This is a genomic window from Bacteroidota bacterium (assembly GCA_030017895.1).
Lineage (GTDB): Bacteria > Bacteroidota > Ignavibacteria > UBA10030 > BY39 > JASEGV01.
On the sequence record JASEGV010000006.1, the window covers coordinates 1 to 16647 of the forward strand.

Here is a 16647-nt window from a genome sequence, read left to right on the forward strand (position 1 = left end):
CGACGATAAAATCTATAACACTAAACTTATATTTGAATTTTTGGAACTGCCCTTAAGGGTGTAAGTATGAAACATATCTCAAACCTATTGTTGCTCGAGGAGATACTTTATGAAAAATATCTTCTTACCAAAAAAGAAAAATTTAATTATTCTGTTCCGGCTCAATGGCTAAAGCACAAACAGGCACAACGGAAAGCTGTAAAAGTACATCCATACAAATTTTTCTGGGATTCAGTACGATATGTGATGAAATATAAATCACACAAGGTACAGACTACCAAACGGGGTAATTGGACTAAAGATGCTGTAATTTACAATTTATTCACTCGAAGTGGTACCGCATTCAATCACAGTCGTAATGGAAGCCTCGATTTGCCTGTCAACTCAGAGGGCTTCCGCGAAACCGGATCGTTTCTGAAAGCACTTGCACTTTTACCTTATTATCAATCGTTAAGAGTGAATACTATTCATCTCCTTCCTATTACTTCGATTGGAGTTGATGGCAATAAAGGAACGCTCGGCTCGCCTTATGCAATAAAAAATCCGTATGAAATCGATCCTAACCTTGCCGAACCAAATATCGGAGTTGGGGCTGAAATTGAATTTGCTGCATTTGTCGAGGCGGCGCACAAACTTGGAATACGGGTAGTGGTCGAGTTTGTTTTTAGAACGATGGCGAAAGATGGTGATTGGGTTAAAGATCATCCGGAATGGTTTTACTGGATAAAAGAGAATGTAGAAGATCGCGAACCCCGCTCAACCGACGGAACAAAATACGGTTCACCAATTTTTTCAAAAGAAGAATTAGAAAAAATATTTTACGCAGTCAGTCGGCATAGGTTCGATAAACTTGTTTCTCCGCATCGGATATATCGGGAGATGTTTACTGATGTACCGAAGAAAGAAACGATTCATAAATCAGGAAACAGGTACGTAGGAATTTTAGACGATGGAACACGGGTTCGAATTCCGGGTGCATTCGCAGATTGGCCCCCCAACGATACACAGCCGCCTTGGGGCGATGTTACTTACTTAAAATTATATCAGCATCCGGATTTCAACTATATCGGTTACAACACTGTGCGGATGTATGACGAACATTTATCGGAACCTGAAAATATTAACAAGCCGCTCTGGGAAAAAATCGTCGGAATTATTCCGCATTACCAACGTTCGTTCGGTATCGATGGTGTAATGATTGATATGGGGCATGCTCTTCCGATGGATTTGAAACATCAGATGATCGACAAAGCCCGAGAGATTAATCCTGACTTTGCATTTTGGGATGAGAATTTTTCTGTTTCAAATAAAAGCGTTGATGAAGGATATAATGCTGTTATCGGTTATTTGTGGTGCGATCAACACAATACGGAACGGTTAAAAAAGATATTATATAATTTTTCGTGCGATGGTTATCCGATACATTTTTTTGCTACACCCGAAAGTCATAATACTCCGCGGGCAGCAGCGCGGCTCGGTGGAATTAAATTCTCGAAATATGCCTGGGTGATAAATAATTTCATTCCTGCCATTCCTTTCATCCATAATGGTTTTGAGATTGGCGAGACATTTCCGATTAATACAGGTCTTGGTTTTTCGGCTGAAGACTTACTTGAATATCCTTCGCACAAGCTGCCTCTATTTAGTGAGTTTGCGTTCGATTGGAATTCTAAATATGATTTTACTAAATTTATACGACAAATATCTGAAATTCGAAATAAACATCATAAGCTGATTACAAACATAAATCCAAAAAGTTTTGTATTTTATCAGACGCAACACCCGGATTTAGTAGTACTCGAACGCAGGAATCGGAAGCGACTTATTTTTGCCGCTAACGGTAATCCCGAAAAACCTGTGAATCTTGATGTCGATTTATGCACAAAAAAGCGTGGAACAACCGATTTGATTTCCGGCAGAATTTTTAAAATAGAAAAAGGAAAATTAGTATTGAACTTAAAACCGTTCGAGTGTTTAGTTTTAGAATTATGAGACTTTTAAAAAATATATTATTCCATCTGATATTTATTGGGACAACAGTTTTAATTTATTCCTGTTCAGACGCTGATCAGCGACATAAAATTTTAATATGGCATCAGATGCGGGTGGATGAACGGGAAATTTTAGAATCGCAGCTTGAGCGATTTAGAAAAGAAAATCCTGATCTTCGTGTTGAGCAGCTTTATAAAGAGACCGAAGAACTCCGTTCAGGATTTATCATAGCAGCTATTGCAGGTCAGGGTCCCGATTTGGTTTATGGCCCTTCTGATCAGGTTGGTCCGTTTCAAGTGATGGATATTATTTTACCACTCGACACTTTATTTGAACGGGAGTGGCTCGATAAATTTAATCCGAAAGCGTTAACACATTACAAAGGCGGACTTTATCAGATTGCCGATAAGCTTGGCAATCACCTTACGCTTGTTTACAACAAAGCTTTGGTAACCTTACCTCCAAAAACTGATGTTGAGTTGATTGATCTGGCAAAAAAGATTATGGTATTCGATAAAACCGGCAAGCCCGAACGTTATGGTTTAGTGTGGAATTATACCGAACCATTTTTTTTCGTCCCATTCTTAAGCGGATTCGGCGGGTGGGTGATGGATGAGAATGGAAATCCGACTTTAAATACGCAAGCCAATATCGATGCACTCAATTTTATTAAAGATTTACGCGACAAACACAAAATAATTCCTAATGAAGCCGACTACAATATTGCGGATCTTTTATTTAAGGATGGAAAAGCCGGAATGATTATTAACGGCGATTGGTCGTGGGCAAGCTACGCAAAAGCGGGTATTAATATCGGAATTTCGCCTCTTCCAAAAATAACTAAAACTGGTTTTTGGTGCGCGCCGATGGTTTCGCCGAAGGGTTATTCGATTAATGGAAATGTTAAAAAAGAAAAATTGATTGAAGTTATTAGGTTATTAAAATTTTTACTTGCCCCTAAACAACAAATGGAAATAACCACAAAGCTTAACACGATGCCTACATTAATTGAATTGTATGAAGATCCATTTTTCAAAAATAATGAAATAATGGTGAACTCGCAGTTACAGATTGACCGCGGCAGGGCGATGCCGGTTGTTCCTGAACTTCGTGCTATCTGGGATGCTATGCGTCCGAGTTATCAGGCAGTTTTAGGTGGCGCAAAAACTCCTGAACAAGCGGCTAAGGATATGCAAGAGTTAGCAATCAGAAAAATTAAAGAAATGAATGAATGAATAAACTATCCCGAAATATTTTCATCGCATTTTTTGTCGGTCCAACAATTCTGATATTACTCGCCGTTGTATTCTATCCATTTATTTACAACCTGATAATTTCATTTTCGAATATGAACCTTCGGCATATTAAGGATTGGGAACTGATCGGTTTAGTGCAGTATATAAAAGTATTTACAGATCCCACGGAGCCGACTTTCTTCAATGTATTTTTAAAAACAATCATCTGGACTTTTACGAACGTCTTCTTCCATGTTGTAATTGGAGTTTTTCTTGCATTACTTTTAAATCAGCATATACGCGGTAAATCGGTTTATCGGACACTTTTAATTTTACCCTGGGCAATACCCCAATACATCGTTGCATTAACCTGGCGCGGAATGTTTAATTACGAGTACGGGTCAATAAATCTAATCATCACAAAATATCTCTCTCTCCCGGCTGTTGAGTGGCTTAAAAGTCCTACCGAGGCGTTCCTCGCTTGTATTCTCACAAATATATGGCTTGGTTTTCCGTTTATGATGGTAGTAGCTTTGGGGGCACTGCAAAGTATTCCGCATGAACTTTACGAAGCAGCCGACATCGACGGCGCTTCGTGGTTTCAAAAACTCAGAAATATTACACTTCCGCTGATACGTCCGGTTATGATTCCGGCAATAACGCTCGGAATAGTTTGGACTTTCAACAACTTGAATATCATTTGGCTTGTAAGCAACGGCGGCGAACCATCCGACCAAACTCATATACTTATATCATTCGTTTACAAAGCTGCTTTCAATTTATACAGATACGGATATGCTGCCGCGCTTTCGTTTGTGATTTTTGTAATCCTCCTTTTTATTAGTCTAACTTTTATGAAACGAACTAAAGCCACCGAGAGCGCCTATTGAAGTTTGGAATTTAAAAATGAAAAACACATTCAAATCAAAAAAAATTTTAGTTAAAATTGCAACTCACATAACGCTGATTATTTTTGCTATCATTACTGTATATCCTGTATCGCAGGTTATAACAATTTCGCTGCGTCCTGCCGACCGATTGCTTTCAACTTCATTGGAAATAATACCCGACAACGCAACACTGAATGCTTACATCGATCTTTTCACGAACCGTCCTTTTTTACTCTGGACTGCTAACAGTGCTTTTGTTGCGTTGGTTGTAACTTTAACCGGTGTTGTGTTTGCATCAATGGCGGGTTATGCTTTTTCCCGTTTCAAATTCATCGGTAAAAAAATCGGCTTGCTAAGTTTGCTTGTTACTCAAATGTTCCCCGCTACTATGTTACTCCTTCCTCTTTACATAATGTTAATCTATTTGGGATTAATAAATACATATTTAGGGATCATAATTATTTACACTGCAACCGCCCTCCCTTTTTGCGTTTGGACTATGAAAGGTTACTACGATACAATTCCGTTCAGTCTGGAAGAAGCTGCAAAGATTGACGGTTGCAATCAGTTTCAGGCGTTTTACAAAATCATTATTCCGCTTGCCTCTCCGGCGCTTGTAATTACCGGACTTTTTTCGTTTATGACTGCTTGGTCGGAATATATTGTTGCCGCACAAGTTTTGCAGGATGCCCAACTATGGACTCTTCCTCTCGGACTTAAATCATTCGAGGCGAATATGACTACCGAGTGGGGTTTGTATGGAGCTGCTTCGTTTATTGTGATGATACCGGTAGTTGTCTTGTTCCTTGTTCTCAGTCGTTGGCTGGTTTCAGGTTTAACACTTGGGAGCGTAAAGGGCTAATTCTATTATTTATCATATTTGAAACAAATTTATGGCTGCATTTTTACCAAAAAATACTATTTCGCTTGTGAAACCGACCAAGCAACAGCGTCCGACACTCAAACTTGTCTTGAAAATTTCGATCGGCTTGCTGCTGCTTTTTATTATTTCCTTGATGTTTCCTTCTACAGCCTCAATCGAAATAACCTACAAGGTTGGTTCTGTATGGTCAGAAAATGACCTCATCTCGCCCTTCTCTTTCCCGATTTTAAAAGATCAAAAACAATATGATGCTGAAGTTGAAGAGGCTAAATCTAAAGTCTATAAAGTTTTTATTTTAGATAAACAGATAGCTGTTGCTCAACTCGCACATTTTAAAAGCATACTCAGTGATCTGAAAGCATTTATAAATATTCAACAGCAATCGAAGATACAGTTCTCTGAGAATGACTCGGTGCAATTGAAAGAGATTTATTCAAGATATTCGAACCTCCTGACTGAATACAATTTAAAAATTCTTGAACGAAATTTTAATTGGGTAGAAATTGAAAATGTGCTATCTGCGCAACTTAAAGAAGTTTTTGACCGTGGCGTGCTCGATCATAAATACAAGTCTATAGCAAACAATTATATTGCACTTCGCAAAGGGACTGTTGAAGTAATACTGCCTGCTACAAATTATTACGACCTCGACAGTGCGTTGCAAAAAATCGATAACAATATTTTTGAAAAGTACGGTGAAAATAATTTATCAAGTTTTTTAGTTCAACTCGTTCCGCTTGTTTTGAAAGCCAATGTAATTTATAGTTCCACAGAAACCGATAAACTGATTGCGGCAGCGGCTGAAATGGTTCCACGCACGTTGGGCTATGTGGCACACAACGAACGAATCGTGAGTAAGCATGAACGAATTACTTACGAGACGAAGTTAAAATTAGAATCGTTGCATCAAGCAAAAGCCGAACATCAAGCAGGTAAAACTCCAATATCCGAAAGCTTGGGTGTTATTTTGCAGGTCGGAGTAATCCTGATGCTTTACTCGATCTACCTTTATCTATTTAGAAAGAGGATTTTTCACGATAACTCTAAACTGCTCTTAATTTCTATTGTAATATTGATGCAGGTAACGTTCGCTTATATTTCAACGAAACTAGATAGCTCGGTTTCTTTACAATATCTGATTTTTATTCCGGCATCAGCAATGCTTTTAACAATTATCTTCGATTCGCGTGTTGCTTATTATGGAACTGTTGTAATGGCATTCTTAACTGCCGGAGTAAGAGGGAACGACTACGAGCTTGCTTTAGCTTCGTTAGTTGCGGGGGCGTTGGCAGCTTATACGGTGCGCGATATCCGGCAGCGAACTCAAATATTCAGATCGATGGTATTTATTTTTGTGGGATATGCTTTATCTATTACTGCATTCGGACTTCAACGCGGCGAAATTTTTATCTCGATTCTCCAGGACTATGGTTTTGCACTTGCAAATGCAATTTTCTCACCAGTTCTTACATACGGATTGTTAATATTTTTCGAAAGATCTTTTAAAATTACAACTGATTTAACGTTGGTTGAGTTGACTGATCCGAACCATCCATTGCTTCGGATGTTACGCGAAAAAACTCCGGGTACATACCATCACAGTATGATGATTGGAAATTTAGCCGAAGCAGCCGCCGATGCTATTAACGCAAACACGGTTCTGGCTCGTGTCGGGGCGTATTATCACGACATTGGAAAAACAATTAAACCTGAATATTTTGCTGAGAATGAGTTTCAAAAAAAGAGCAAGCATCAAAAGTTAACTCCACGAATGAGTGCCAGAATAATAATTATGCACGTGAAGGAAGGAATCGAAACAGCACGCGAATACAGTTTGCCCGAGACAGTTATTGATTTTATACCTCAGCATCACGGAACAACGCGAATTTCGTTTTTTTTCGATAAGGCACTTAAACTTGCAGCAGCCGGAAAAACCAGAGATGAAGTAAGAGATGAAGATTACCGCTATCCCGGTCCGAAGCCACAATCGAAAGAAACTGCTATAGTAATGTTGTCCGACATCGTTGAAGCATACACGCGAACGCTCTCAGAATTTACTCCCGAACGATTGGAGGCAGCGATTGATGATAGAATTAAAATGCGTTTTATTGAAGGTCAACTCGATGAATGCGATTTGACTTTACGCGACCTTAAAAAAATTAAAGAAGCATTCCTTAAAATACTGATAGGCACTTACCATCAACGGATTAAGTATCCTGAACAAATTGTTAAAGAAGAAATTCCGGAAGCAACAAATAACGAAGCCGAAAACTTACCGGATAATAGTAAGCAAGAAGGAGTGTAGTTTGCAGGAACATCTTCGTTCGTATATACATTTTTTAAGCTTGGAGAAAAATTCTTCAGATAATACGATTGCTTCATATAAACACAACATCGGTAGATATATTCATTTTTTAGAATCGAAAAAAATTGTATCCCCCGAAAGCATCACTGAAGAAATACTCAGTAGTTATTTGAAATCGTTATCCAAACTGCTTTTGTCGGCACGCAGTATTTCTCAAAACATATCTGCTATTAGGGGTTTCCATAAATTTCTAATTGGGGACGAAATTACTAAAAACAATCCCGCACACGATTTAACCACACCCAAACTTCCTAAAAATTTGCCCGAAGTTCTGACGTTGCCGGAGGTTGAAGTCATCTTAGCAAAACCTGATACGACTCAGCCATTAGGAACGAGAGACCGTGCAATACTCGAAACATTGTATGCAACGGGTATGCGTGTTTCGGAGTTGCTGATTTTAAAACAGTCCGACATTAATACTGAATTTGGAGTAGTGAGAGTTTTCGGAAAAGGGTCGAAGGAAAGATTAATTCCCATCGGCAGATCGGCTTTGGAGTGGATTAAAAAATACAAAAAGAATGTAAGAATAAATTTGATGAACGTGCAAAAAAGATTACAGCACAAATCGTCGGATGTTTTATTTTTGAATGCACACGGAAGGCAAATGACGCGAATGGCGGTTTGGAACATTGTCGATAGATATACAAGGGAAGCCCGGATTGAAAAGCCGGTGCATCCGCATACTTTTCGGCATTCATTTGCAACTCACTTGCTTGAAGGGGGTGCCGATTTACGTGCCGTTCAGGAAATGTTAGGGCACTCCGATATTTCGACGACTGAAATTTATACACACATCGATAAAGAATATTTGAAAGAAGTTCATAAAACTTTTCATCCGAGAGAATAGGAAAAAATTTTACCATCTAATTCTGTGAATAAAACCATGACAAATAGAGATCCTTTCCAAAGCTTTAATAATATTGTAGGTAACACGCCTCTTTTAGCTATTCATTACAAATTTAGAGGAAGACGCAGAATTATTTATTCAAAAGCCGAGCACATGAATCTTACCGGAAGCATCAAGGATCGAATGGCTCTGCATATTCTGAGGAAGGCGTATGCAGCAGGACGAATAAAACCTGGTGATAAAATTTCAGAAGCAACGAGTGGAAATACCGGAATTGCTTTTTCTGCAATCGGGCGAGCATTAGGTCACCAAGTTGTTATTTATATGCCCGATTGGATGAGTCAAGAACGGATTAACCTAATTCAAAGTCTTGGTGCCACGATTCGTCTTGTTAAACCAGAAGAAGGGGGGTTCCTTGGAAGTATCAGGATGACAGAAGAGTTAGCGAACCAGGAACAGGATGTATTTCTTCCTTGCCAATTTTCTAATTCAGCTAATGTTGAGGCTCACGAGCAAACGACGGGTCCTGAAATCTGGTGGCAACTGCAGTTTCATAATAAAACTCCCGATGCGTTTATTGCGGGTGTAGGAACAGGAGGTACGATTATGGGTGTCGGACATTTTCTTCGCACTCGAAATCCAAATATTAAACTTTATCCGCTCGAACCTGCTGAGTCGCCGACAATGTCAACCGGACACAAGGTTGGTAAGCACAGAATTCAAGGAATTTCAGATGAATTTATTCCCGCTATCGTACAGCTTGATAAACTTGATAAAGTTGTTGCGGTTAACGATGGCGACTCAATTCTGATGGCACAGAAACTAGCTGCGAAATTAGGTTTAGCTGTGGGTATTTCGTCGGGGGCAAATTTTATTGGAGCAATTCAAATCCAAAATGAATTGGGTGACGACGCTGTTGTAGTTACTGTATTTGCGGATGATAATAAAAAATATCTCAGCACCGATTTAATGAAAGACGAACCCATTAAAACCAGTTACATAACTCCTGAAATCGAGTTACTCTCGTACGATGCATATAAACGAGTATGCCAGACTTGCTGCGACATTGATGAGTGCAAGCAACATGCGCCAATTTAATTTCAATTATTTACTTACTGATTCTGCTTTTTGCACGTTTATTATAGGGACTTGCCGGAAATTTTTCGATAAACTTCTTATACTCTTTTATTGCTTCTTGTTTATTCCCCATTTCCCAATGTGAATTAGCAATCATAATAGCTGCGTCGTCTTTCTTCTCAGAAATTTTATAATTAAAAACCTTCTCGAAAAATTCAATCGCGGCTTGATAATTCTTCATTCCAAAGTTTGCTTCACCCATCCAATAGTAACAATTGTCTTCTAAATCTTTACGGGCTCCACCATCAATTATACCTTGTAGTTTTGTGATGGCTTCTTTATAATTTTTCTTTTTGAAAAAATCGAGGGCAATTTGATAGTCGGATTCAGCCTCTTTTATTACCGGTTTTGTTGGTTCAGACAAGGTTTGAGTTCGAGTGGGTGCTGGTTGAGGAGGGGGGGCAGGTGTTTTTATTTTTTCCTTTTCTTCGACCAACTGAGTTTCCAATTGAGCTGCTTTTGCCGTTAAATTACGGACGTCCTGTTCAAACCGGGTTATTTGCTGTTTAAGTTGTGCATTTTCTTTCGCAAGCGCTTCAGTTTTCTGTTGTGCTAAATCGAGTTTCGACGGAGTAGGTGTAGCAGAACCCTCTTCGGTTGCTTCATCCGAAGATGCACATCCATTCAAAAAAAAGATGCCCGTGCAAAACGATGTAAAAATTACTAATATTGCAAACAACTTTTTCATACATCCTCCTTAAAATATATTGATGATGTTAATTTTTAGTCGAGCTAATTTATATAATATAGTATTTAAAGTCAAGTCAAAATCACTAAAAAGAGCTTTTTGTTATTAATACTCGATTTTAATATATTTTAAAAAAAGTTAAAGAATTTTTCGATGATTAAATCATTAATTACAATTATTTTTGTTCTGTTATTTTTAGGGGGATGCGGCAGCACAAAACCGGAAGTTACCCCGAAAACCGATTCAATTAATACAATCGACCGCGGAAAGGCATTGGATCATTTCGTGAATGGATCTATTTATGACCAAAAAGGCGATTATGCGAAGGCGGTTCTGGAGTATCAAGATGCATTAAGATACCATCGTGATGCGGCAATCTATTATGCATTATCGAAGAGTTATACAGCTCTCAGGAAATTTGATTTAGCAGCTCAAGCAGCAAGCGAAGCAATAAACTTAGAGCCCAAAAAGAAAGAATATTATACAAATCTTGCTGAAATTTATATTTCATCCGGTGCGTTCGATAGTGCAATAAAAACTTATGATAACTTAATTCAAATCGACTCGACTGATTTCAACGCTTGGTACAGTTTGGCTCGACTTCATCAGTTTACAAATCCATCGAAGGCAATTCAAATTTATAACAATATGGTTGAACGTTTCGGAGTTAGCTGGGAAGTTTCGATGCAACTAACCGAATTATACCGGATGATGGGAAAGATTGATGAAGCGATTTTAGAAATAATAAAATTACGCGCAATCGATTCCGGAAATATTGAACTTACAAAAGCATTGGCTGAAATGTATCTCGCCTCGGGAAAAAGCGATTCTGCACTTGTTTTGTTCAACGACATCATCGAACTGTTCCCAACCGATGTTGAAACAAGGGCGGCGCTTACACATCTTTATTTGCTGCAACAAGATTATATGAAAGCTGCAAGTCAGTTTGATTTTGTGATGAAAGGCGAAGTTCTTTCTATCGCAGATCAATTAAAATTCGGTCAAATATTTATTGCTTTTATACAAAAAGATTCTGCCGTTGCGCCGTATGCACTCAATCTGTTCGAAAAAATTCGCAACCAATATCCTTCCGATTGGAGACCCTACTGGTTAATCGGTGTTACAACATCAATAATGAAGTTAGATTTAATGGCTATCGAAAATTTTAAAAAAGTTACTGAACTCGACAGGCGAAATCCGGATGGCTGGGTGTACCTGGCATCAGTCTATTATGAAAAACAAGATTTCCCAACGACTATAAAATTATTAGAAGAAGCTAAAAATTTTGTTCCTGATGAGTTCAGGGTTTATTTGCTGTTAGGTGTTTCGTATCAAAGAATGCAAAAGTTAGAGAGTGCGGCAATGGTTCTTGAAAAAGCAATCGGGCTGGACGGGAAAAATGCAGATGCGCTGAGTGCTTTGGCTTTAGTTTACGACGATCTGAAACGGTACGAAGAATCAGACAGTTTGTATGAAAAAGCATTGCGGCTTTATCCTAACAATCACCTCTTGATGAACAATTATGCCTACAGTTTGAGTGTTCGAAGTGTACAAATTGACCGCGCGTTGCGAATGGCTCATGAGGCAATAAAACAACAACCAAAGAATCCTTCGTATCTTGATACAATCGGCTGGATATATTTTCAAATGGGAGATTACGATCAAGCTTTGAAATATATTTCTGAAGCGTTAGAAGCCGGAGAGGTAAGTGCCGTTGTTTTTGAACATTTAGGCGATGTGTATTTCAAACTAAGTAACAAGGAGAAGGCAATCGAGAATTGGAAATCGGCGTTACAAAAAGATTTGAACAATAAGCAATTACAGGAAAAAATTGATAGAGGTAGATTGTGAAGCTGTTTTTATTGTGGGTTGCTCTGCTGGCTTCTCTATTGTTAGTCGGTTGTAGTGCAACACAAAATATTAAACGCGAATTTAATAGTGCTGCTGAATTTCAAGATTATTTTGAGAACCGCATTAGTGGAATCCAAACTTTTATCGGCAGTGGCAGTCTAACAATTGAGACCCCTGAATTTTCGAATAGTGCCAATTTTAAATTGAGCATAAAAAAACCCGATTCATTAAGGATTGAACTGGCGGGACCATTCGGTATTTCTGTCGGAACGCTTATGATGTCACGCCAAAATTTTGTATTTTTTAACGGTATCGAGAATCGCTCGGTAAAAGGAAAGACTGATTCTAATTTGTTACGTTCAATTATAAATATGCCTATAACTTTTGATGAGATATTAGATATTTTTACAGGGTCATATTTCTATTCAGCAACTGATTATGCTAATGCCGAGATGAATACAAACGAAGATTATTATTTGATTCGGAATAATCACGAATCAACGGTAAAAGAAATTTGGATAGATAGAAAGAAATTAAATGTTACAAAGCTTCTGAATATCGGGAAAGATCGTACAATAGATTTAGAAGCGTCTGCTAAAAGTTATGAAAATATTTCCGGCGTTGAAGTTCCCAATTGGGTAAGGATAATTTTTCCGAAACAAAAACGAAGTTTAACTATAGCATACGATAATATTAAAGTGAATCAACCGGTTAAAGTGAGTGAATAATTTTATGAAATATACTATTTACATATTATTAATAATATTTACGGTTTTTACTGCCGCTCAAACCCAACAAGATGAAATCAAAAAACGGCAGGCCGAATTAAATAAGATACGAAACGAGATAGAAGGTTGGGAAAAAAAGATACAGCAGGGCGAGAAGCAAGAGAAATCGACATTGGAAATTCTTGATTCGTTCGACAAACAACTGACATTGCTACGGAATCTTACCAATAAACTTCGCGAGGATGAAGTAGGGTCGGAAAAACGAATTAATGTTATGCGTAAAAGTATCAGTGAACTTGAGGAACAACTATATTTTATCAAGAAACAATATTCAAAATTTGTTTTGAATGCCTACAAACAGGGCAGGACGCAAGACCTCGAGTTATTGGCATCTTCTAAGTCGGCGAATCAACTTGTGGTTCGTTCAACATACATGAAAAAATTTTCAGAGTACAGACAGCGTGATATCGAAACAATAACTACGAAGTATAAAGAACTCGAGAAGCAAAAAATACAATTGGTAAATCAATTGCTTGATAAACGAAGTCTGCTTGCCAGTAAGAAAGAAGAAGAAGAGAAGATTATTGAAAAAACCCAAGAGCGTAAAAAAGTTTTAGAATCGATAAAGCAAGACAAAAAAAATTATGCTAAAGAAATAGAACGAAAGAAAAAATCAGTACAAGATTTAGAATCAATGATAAGTAAATTGATTGATACAGACCGCAAAAAAAGCGAACGTAAAAATACGACTGATAACACTCCCGATATTTCAACTTCTTACTCATCAACAGGCGGTGGAAATTTTGTAAGCAGGCGTGGAACGCTCCCTTGGCCTGTAAAAAAAGGCAAATTATTGAATAAATTCGGAGAGAACCAACATCCTGTACTAAAAACTATCTCTCATAATACCGGCGTCGATATTTCAGTTCCGGCTGGGACTGATGTGCATTCGGTTGCCTATGGCGAAGTAGCTACTATCTGGTGGCTTCCCTCGTTCGGTAATTTAGTAATCGTTAATCATAACAATGGCTACCGGACTGTGTATGCCCACCTTTCGGAAATCGAAGTTAGTGAAGGGCAAAAAGTTTCGGAAGGAACCCGAATCGGAAAAAGCGGTGAAACGATAAACGGACCATTGGTGCATTTTGAAGTGTGGAAAGACCGTGAAAAACAAAACCCCGAACTTTGGCTTCATCCCCAGGGCGTTTCAAAAAAATAAATATGGATAAGAACAAACTTATTCAAATACTAATTGGTTTTGTTTCTACATCATTTTTTATCGGGATTATTTTATTATTTCCCTCCCTATTCAGCGATTTAGAAGAAAATGTTTTGAATTCTAAATTCTCGGTACGGGGTGAATCAAAAATAGATACTTCTATAGTAATTCTTTATTTAGATAACGACGATATTACTGCATTAGGCGGTTGGCCCCTAAAAAGAAATTATTACGCGCTCCTTATAAACGTTCTGAACGAATTGGGATCAAAAGTAATCGGGTTCGGCATTGCTTTAACAGAAACCAATCAAGAGCGTCCTGAATACGACGATTTAATTGCTAACGTAGTTCAGAAAAATAATAATGTTGTTCTATCCGGCTATTTTAAATCGATAAGTAACGAGGGACCTAATTTAACTTCACGTTTGCCCGAGGGTGTTGGTTATCGCTTGGACCCAAAAAATCAACTCTTATCGGGGGAAGAAATTAATTTACCCTTTGAAAAACTATTAACTTCAACATATTCGGTCGGTCATGAAAATTTAACTGCCGATTCGAAAGTACCTCTGTTCATCTTATCTGGGACTGGTTTGATGCCCGCTTTTTCGTTCGAAATTTTAAGACGGTTTCTTGATGCCGAGAAACATAAGGTTGCAATTTATAACTCGAAAGCAATTATTAAAACGCCGGCTCGGAGTGTTGAAATTCCGTTCAACGATGATGCAGCTGTGAACATCAATTATCCGGGTGGTGTAAGTTCGCTGCAAGCAATACCCGTTGTGGAATTTTTACAAGCCTATAATTTAAGCAAGCGTGGTGGAATTACAGATATCGATGTTAATAAAATTAAAAACAAAATCGTTTTAGTAGGTGTAATCGCACAAGGGAGAAGCAGTTTCTTGTCAACTCCGTACTCGAAGCAATTCCCTGCATTGGGAGTTCACGCCGCAATTATCCATAATGCACTTCATAATAATTTTGTCGCAAAACTTCCCAAATTTTTTGAATATTTATTTCTTTTGTTAGTCGGAACTGCCGCGAGTGTTTTAATTTTTCGTAAGAACGAACTCAAAAGCTTGCTGATTTTGGGAGGTATAATTTTATTATATACTGTGTTGTCGTATCTCTGTTTTTTAATTTTCAATCTTGATGTGCCGATTAGCGGGTTTTTATTTGTTGCATTATTTTTAACTTTCGGTCTATTGGTTTACAAACATCGAATTGTAAAGCGAACAATGTATCACCTAGAATCGGAAAAGGATGCGATTGCAAAAAAATTACGCCAGCGGGAAGAACGGTTACTGCGACTCGAAAACGAGTTGCAAGAAGCAGAACAAAGTCATGCTACAGATAAGACTACTGTCCTGTTGGAGAAAATTAATAAGTATAAAAACGAACTCAAAACTCTAAAAGAAAGAGTATCCGACCTGCACATAAGCGTTGATGAAAGAGCCGTGAAAGTTGAACCGCAAAACTTTGAAGGAATAATTTATCATCCGCAAGGACCGATGCAGCCAATAATTGAATTCGTGAAGAAGATCGCAGACAACGATGCAGCGGTATTGATATTAGGCGAAAGCGGAACCGGAAAAGAATTAATTGCAAAAGCAATTCATAAAACAAGTAAAAGGTCGAACAATCCTTTTATTGCGGTCAACTGTGGTGCGCTCAGCGAAACTTTGTTAGAGAGCGAATTATTCGGGCACGAGAAGGGCGCATTTACGGGTGCCGTTAAAGAAAAGCCGGGTAGGTTTGAATTAGCCGATGGCGGAACAATTTTTTTAGACGAAGTTGCCGAAACGAGCGAGGCGTTTCAAGTTAAACTACTTCGTGTATTGCAAGAAGGTGAATTTGAAAGAGTAGGCGGAACGGAAACGCAGAAAGTGAATGTGCGTGTTATTGCAGCCACAAATCGGGATTTACTTTCAGATAATTCATCTAAAAAATTCAGGCAGGATTTGTATTACCGGCTTAGTGTGTTCGTTGTTACTTTGCCCCCGCTGCGCCAACGAAAATCGGATATCCCGATTCTTGCAGAATACTACGTAAACCTTGAATATCGAGGAATGAAAATAAGTCCCAATATCCTTGAAGTGTTTATGGTGTATGATTGGCCCGGTAATATTCGCGAAATGCACAGCGCCATAAAGCGATCTGTTATTCTTGCTAAATCGGAGAACAAGGAGATAATCAGTTTAAGTGATTTGCCTCCGGAGATGGAAAATTTGAGACAACAAAATATCGATATTGTCGATCGAATTATTGAATCGCTCCGTGATAAAAATTTTTCACGCAGTTCAATTTCGGATACGGCAAAAGAGTTAGGTGGATTTAACAGGGGAACTGTTGCAGAATATTTTCGAGGATTTTGTTTTCAAAAATTTGTCGATAAAGATTTTAATTGGGATGAAACAATTACGGCTATCTCCGAAACTGATGACTTCGAAATTCGGAAAAAAGTAGCCAATAAATTGAACGAGTATCTAACAAATGCTCTGGAGTTAGTAGAACAGAACAAGGATGTGGAAGAAAACATAATCCGAAGTAAACCAAAGTTTAAAAATCTTCAACAAAAATATCATATCTATCTTGAAAAAATTATTGAACGATATACAAAAGGCGAATTCAAAATCCATCAATAGCTGCTACAAACTGCAATTCCCGCATTTCTACTGCAATTTCCCGCACTTAATTTTCGGTTCTTCTCCTAAATTTTTAATGAAGAGTGAAGAAACTCTACAAAAATCGCTATTTCAATATGTTGGCACAGACTTTGGGTTATTCGATTGCAAGATGAAAACATTTAAATCAA

12 protein-coding genes are annotated in these 16647 nt (G+C 38.1%); 11 read left to right on the top strand and 1 reads right to left on the bottom strand.

The features are described from left to right. Nucleotides 1-66: 66 nt before the first annotated feature. The 7 genes from QME58_02085 to QME58_02115 are packed head-to-tail and all read left to right on the top strand — an operon-like array spanning nucleotide 67 to nucleotide 9310. Nucleotides 67-1992, top strand: coding sequence for an alpha-amylase (locus QME58_02085; protein ID MDI6802620.1), 1926 nt, complete (start codon nucleotides 67-69; stop codon nucleotides 1990-1992). Then, a complete protein-coding gene (locus tag QME58_02090) occupies nucleotides 1989-3227 on the top strand; it encodes an extracellular solute-binding protein (GenBank protein MDI6802621.1) in 1239 nt (412 codons plus the stop codon). The genes QME58_02085 and QME58_02090 overlap by 4 nt, the downstream gene beginning before the upstream one ends. Continuing rightward, on the top strand, nucleotides 3224-4117 hold the full coding sequence (locus QME58_02095; protein MDI6802622.1) for a sugar ABC transporter permease: 894 nt from the start codon (nucleotides 3224-3226) through the stop codon (nucleotides 4115-4117). Before QME58_02090 ends, QME58_02095 begins: the two co-directional genes overlap by 4 nt. 16 nt (nucleotides 4118-4133) lie before the next feature. Next, on the top strand, nucleotides 4134-4979 hold the full coding sequence (locus tag QME58_02100) for a sugar ABC transporter permease (protein MDI6802623.1): 846 nt from the start codon (nucleotides 4134-4136) through the stop codon (nucleotides 4977-4979). A gap of 31 nt (nucleotides 4980-5010) precedes the next feature. Next, the gene (locus tag QME58_02105; GenBank protein ID MDI6802624.1) at nucleotides 5011-7305 is read left to right on the top strand and encodes an HDIG domain-containing protein; all 2295 of its coding nucleotides are present in this window, start codon (nucleotides 5011-5013) and stop codon (nucleotides 7303-7305) included. Between the two features lies 1 nt (nucleotide 7306). Further along, entirely contained in the window at nucleotides 7307-8212 is a 906-nt protein-coding gene (xerD, locus tag QME58_02110) for a site-specific tyrosine recombinase XerD (GenBank protein ID MDI6802625.1), read from the top strand. Nucleotides 8213-8248: 36 nt separating this feature from the next. Continuing rightward, entirely contained in the window at nucleotides 8249-9310 is a 1062-nt protein-coding gene (locus QME58_02115) for a PLP-dependent cysteine synthase family protein (protein MDI6802626.1), read from the top strand. Between the two features lie 10 nt (nucleotides 9311-9320). On the opposite strand, the gene QME58_02120 is transcribed toward QME58_02115, so the two are convergent. Next, nucleotides 9321-10037 carry a tetratricopeptide repeat protein gene (locus tag QME58_02120; GenBank protein MDI6802627.1) on the bottom strand — a complete coding sequence of 239 codons (717 nt, stop codon included), beginning with the start codon at nucleotides 10035-10037 and terminating at the stop codon, nucleotides 9321-9323. Between the two features lie 153 nt (nucleotides 10038-10190). On the opposite strand from QME58_02120, the gene QME58_02125 reads away from it, so the two are divergent. Genes QME58_02125 through QME58_02140 form a run of 4 tightly spaced genes read left to right on the top strand, consistent with a single transcriptional unit; the run spans nucleotide 10191 to nucleotide 16477 of the window. Next, nucleotides 10191-11888, top strand: a complete 1698-nt coding sequence (locus QME58_02125; protein MDI6802628.1) for a tetratricopeptide repeat protein — start codon at nucleotides 10191-10193, stop codon at nucleotides 11886-11888. Continuing rightward, nucleotides 11885-12616 carry a DUF4292 domain-containing protein gene (locus tag QME58_02130; protein MDI6802629.1) on the top strand — a complete coding sequence of 244 codons (732 nt, stop codon included), beginning with the start codon at nucleotides 11885-11887 and terminating at the stop codon, nucleotides 12614-12616. The genes QME58_02125 and QME58_02130 overlap by 4 nt, the downstream gene beginning before the upstream one ends. Before the next feature lie 4 nt (nucleotides 12617-12620). Next, nucleotides 12621-13835 carry a peptidoglycan DD-metalloendopeptidase family protein gene (locus tag QME58_02135; protein MDI6802630.1) on the top strand — a complete coding sequence of 405 codons (1215 nt, stop codon included), beginning with the start codon at nucleotides 12621-12623 and terminating at the stop codon, nucleotides 13833-13835. Nucleotides 13836-13837: 2 nt separating this feature from the next. Further along, entirely contained in the window at nucleotides 13838-16477 is a 2640-nt protein-coding gene (locus tag QME58_02140; GenBank protein MDI6802631.1) for a sigma 54-interacting transcriptional regulator, read from the top strand. Nucleotides 16478-16647 lie beyond the last annotated feature (170 nt).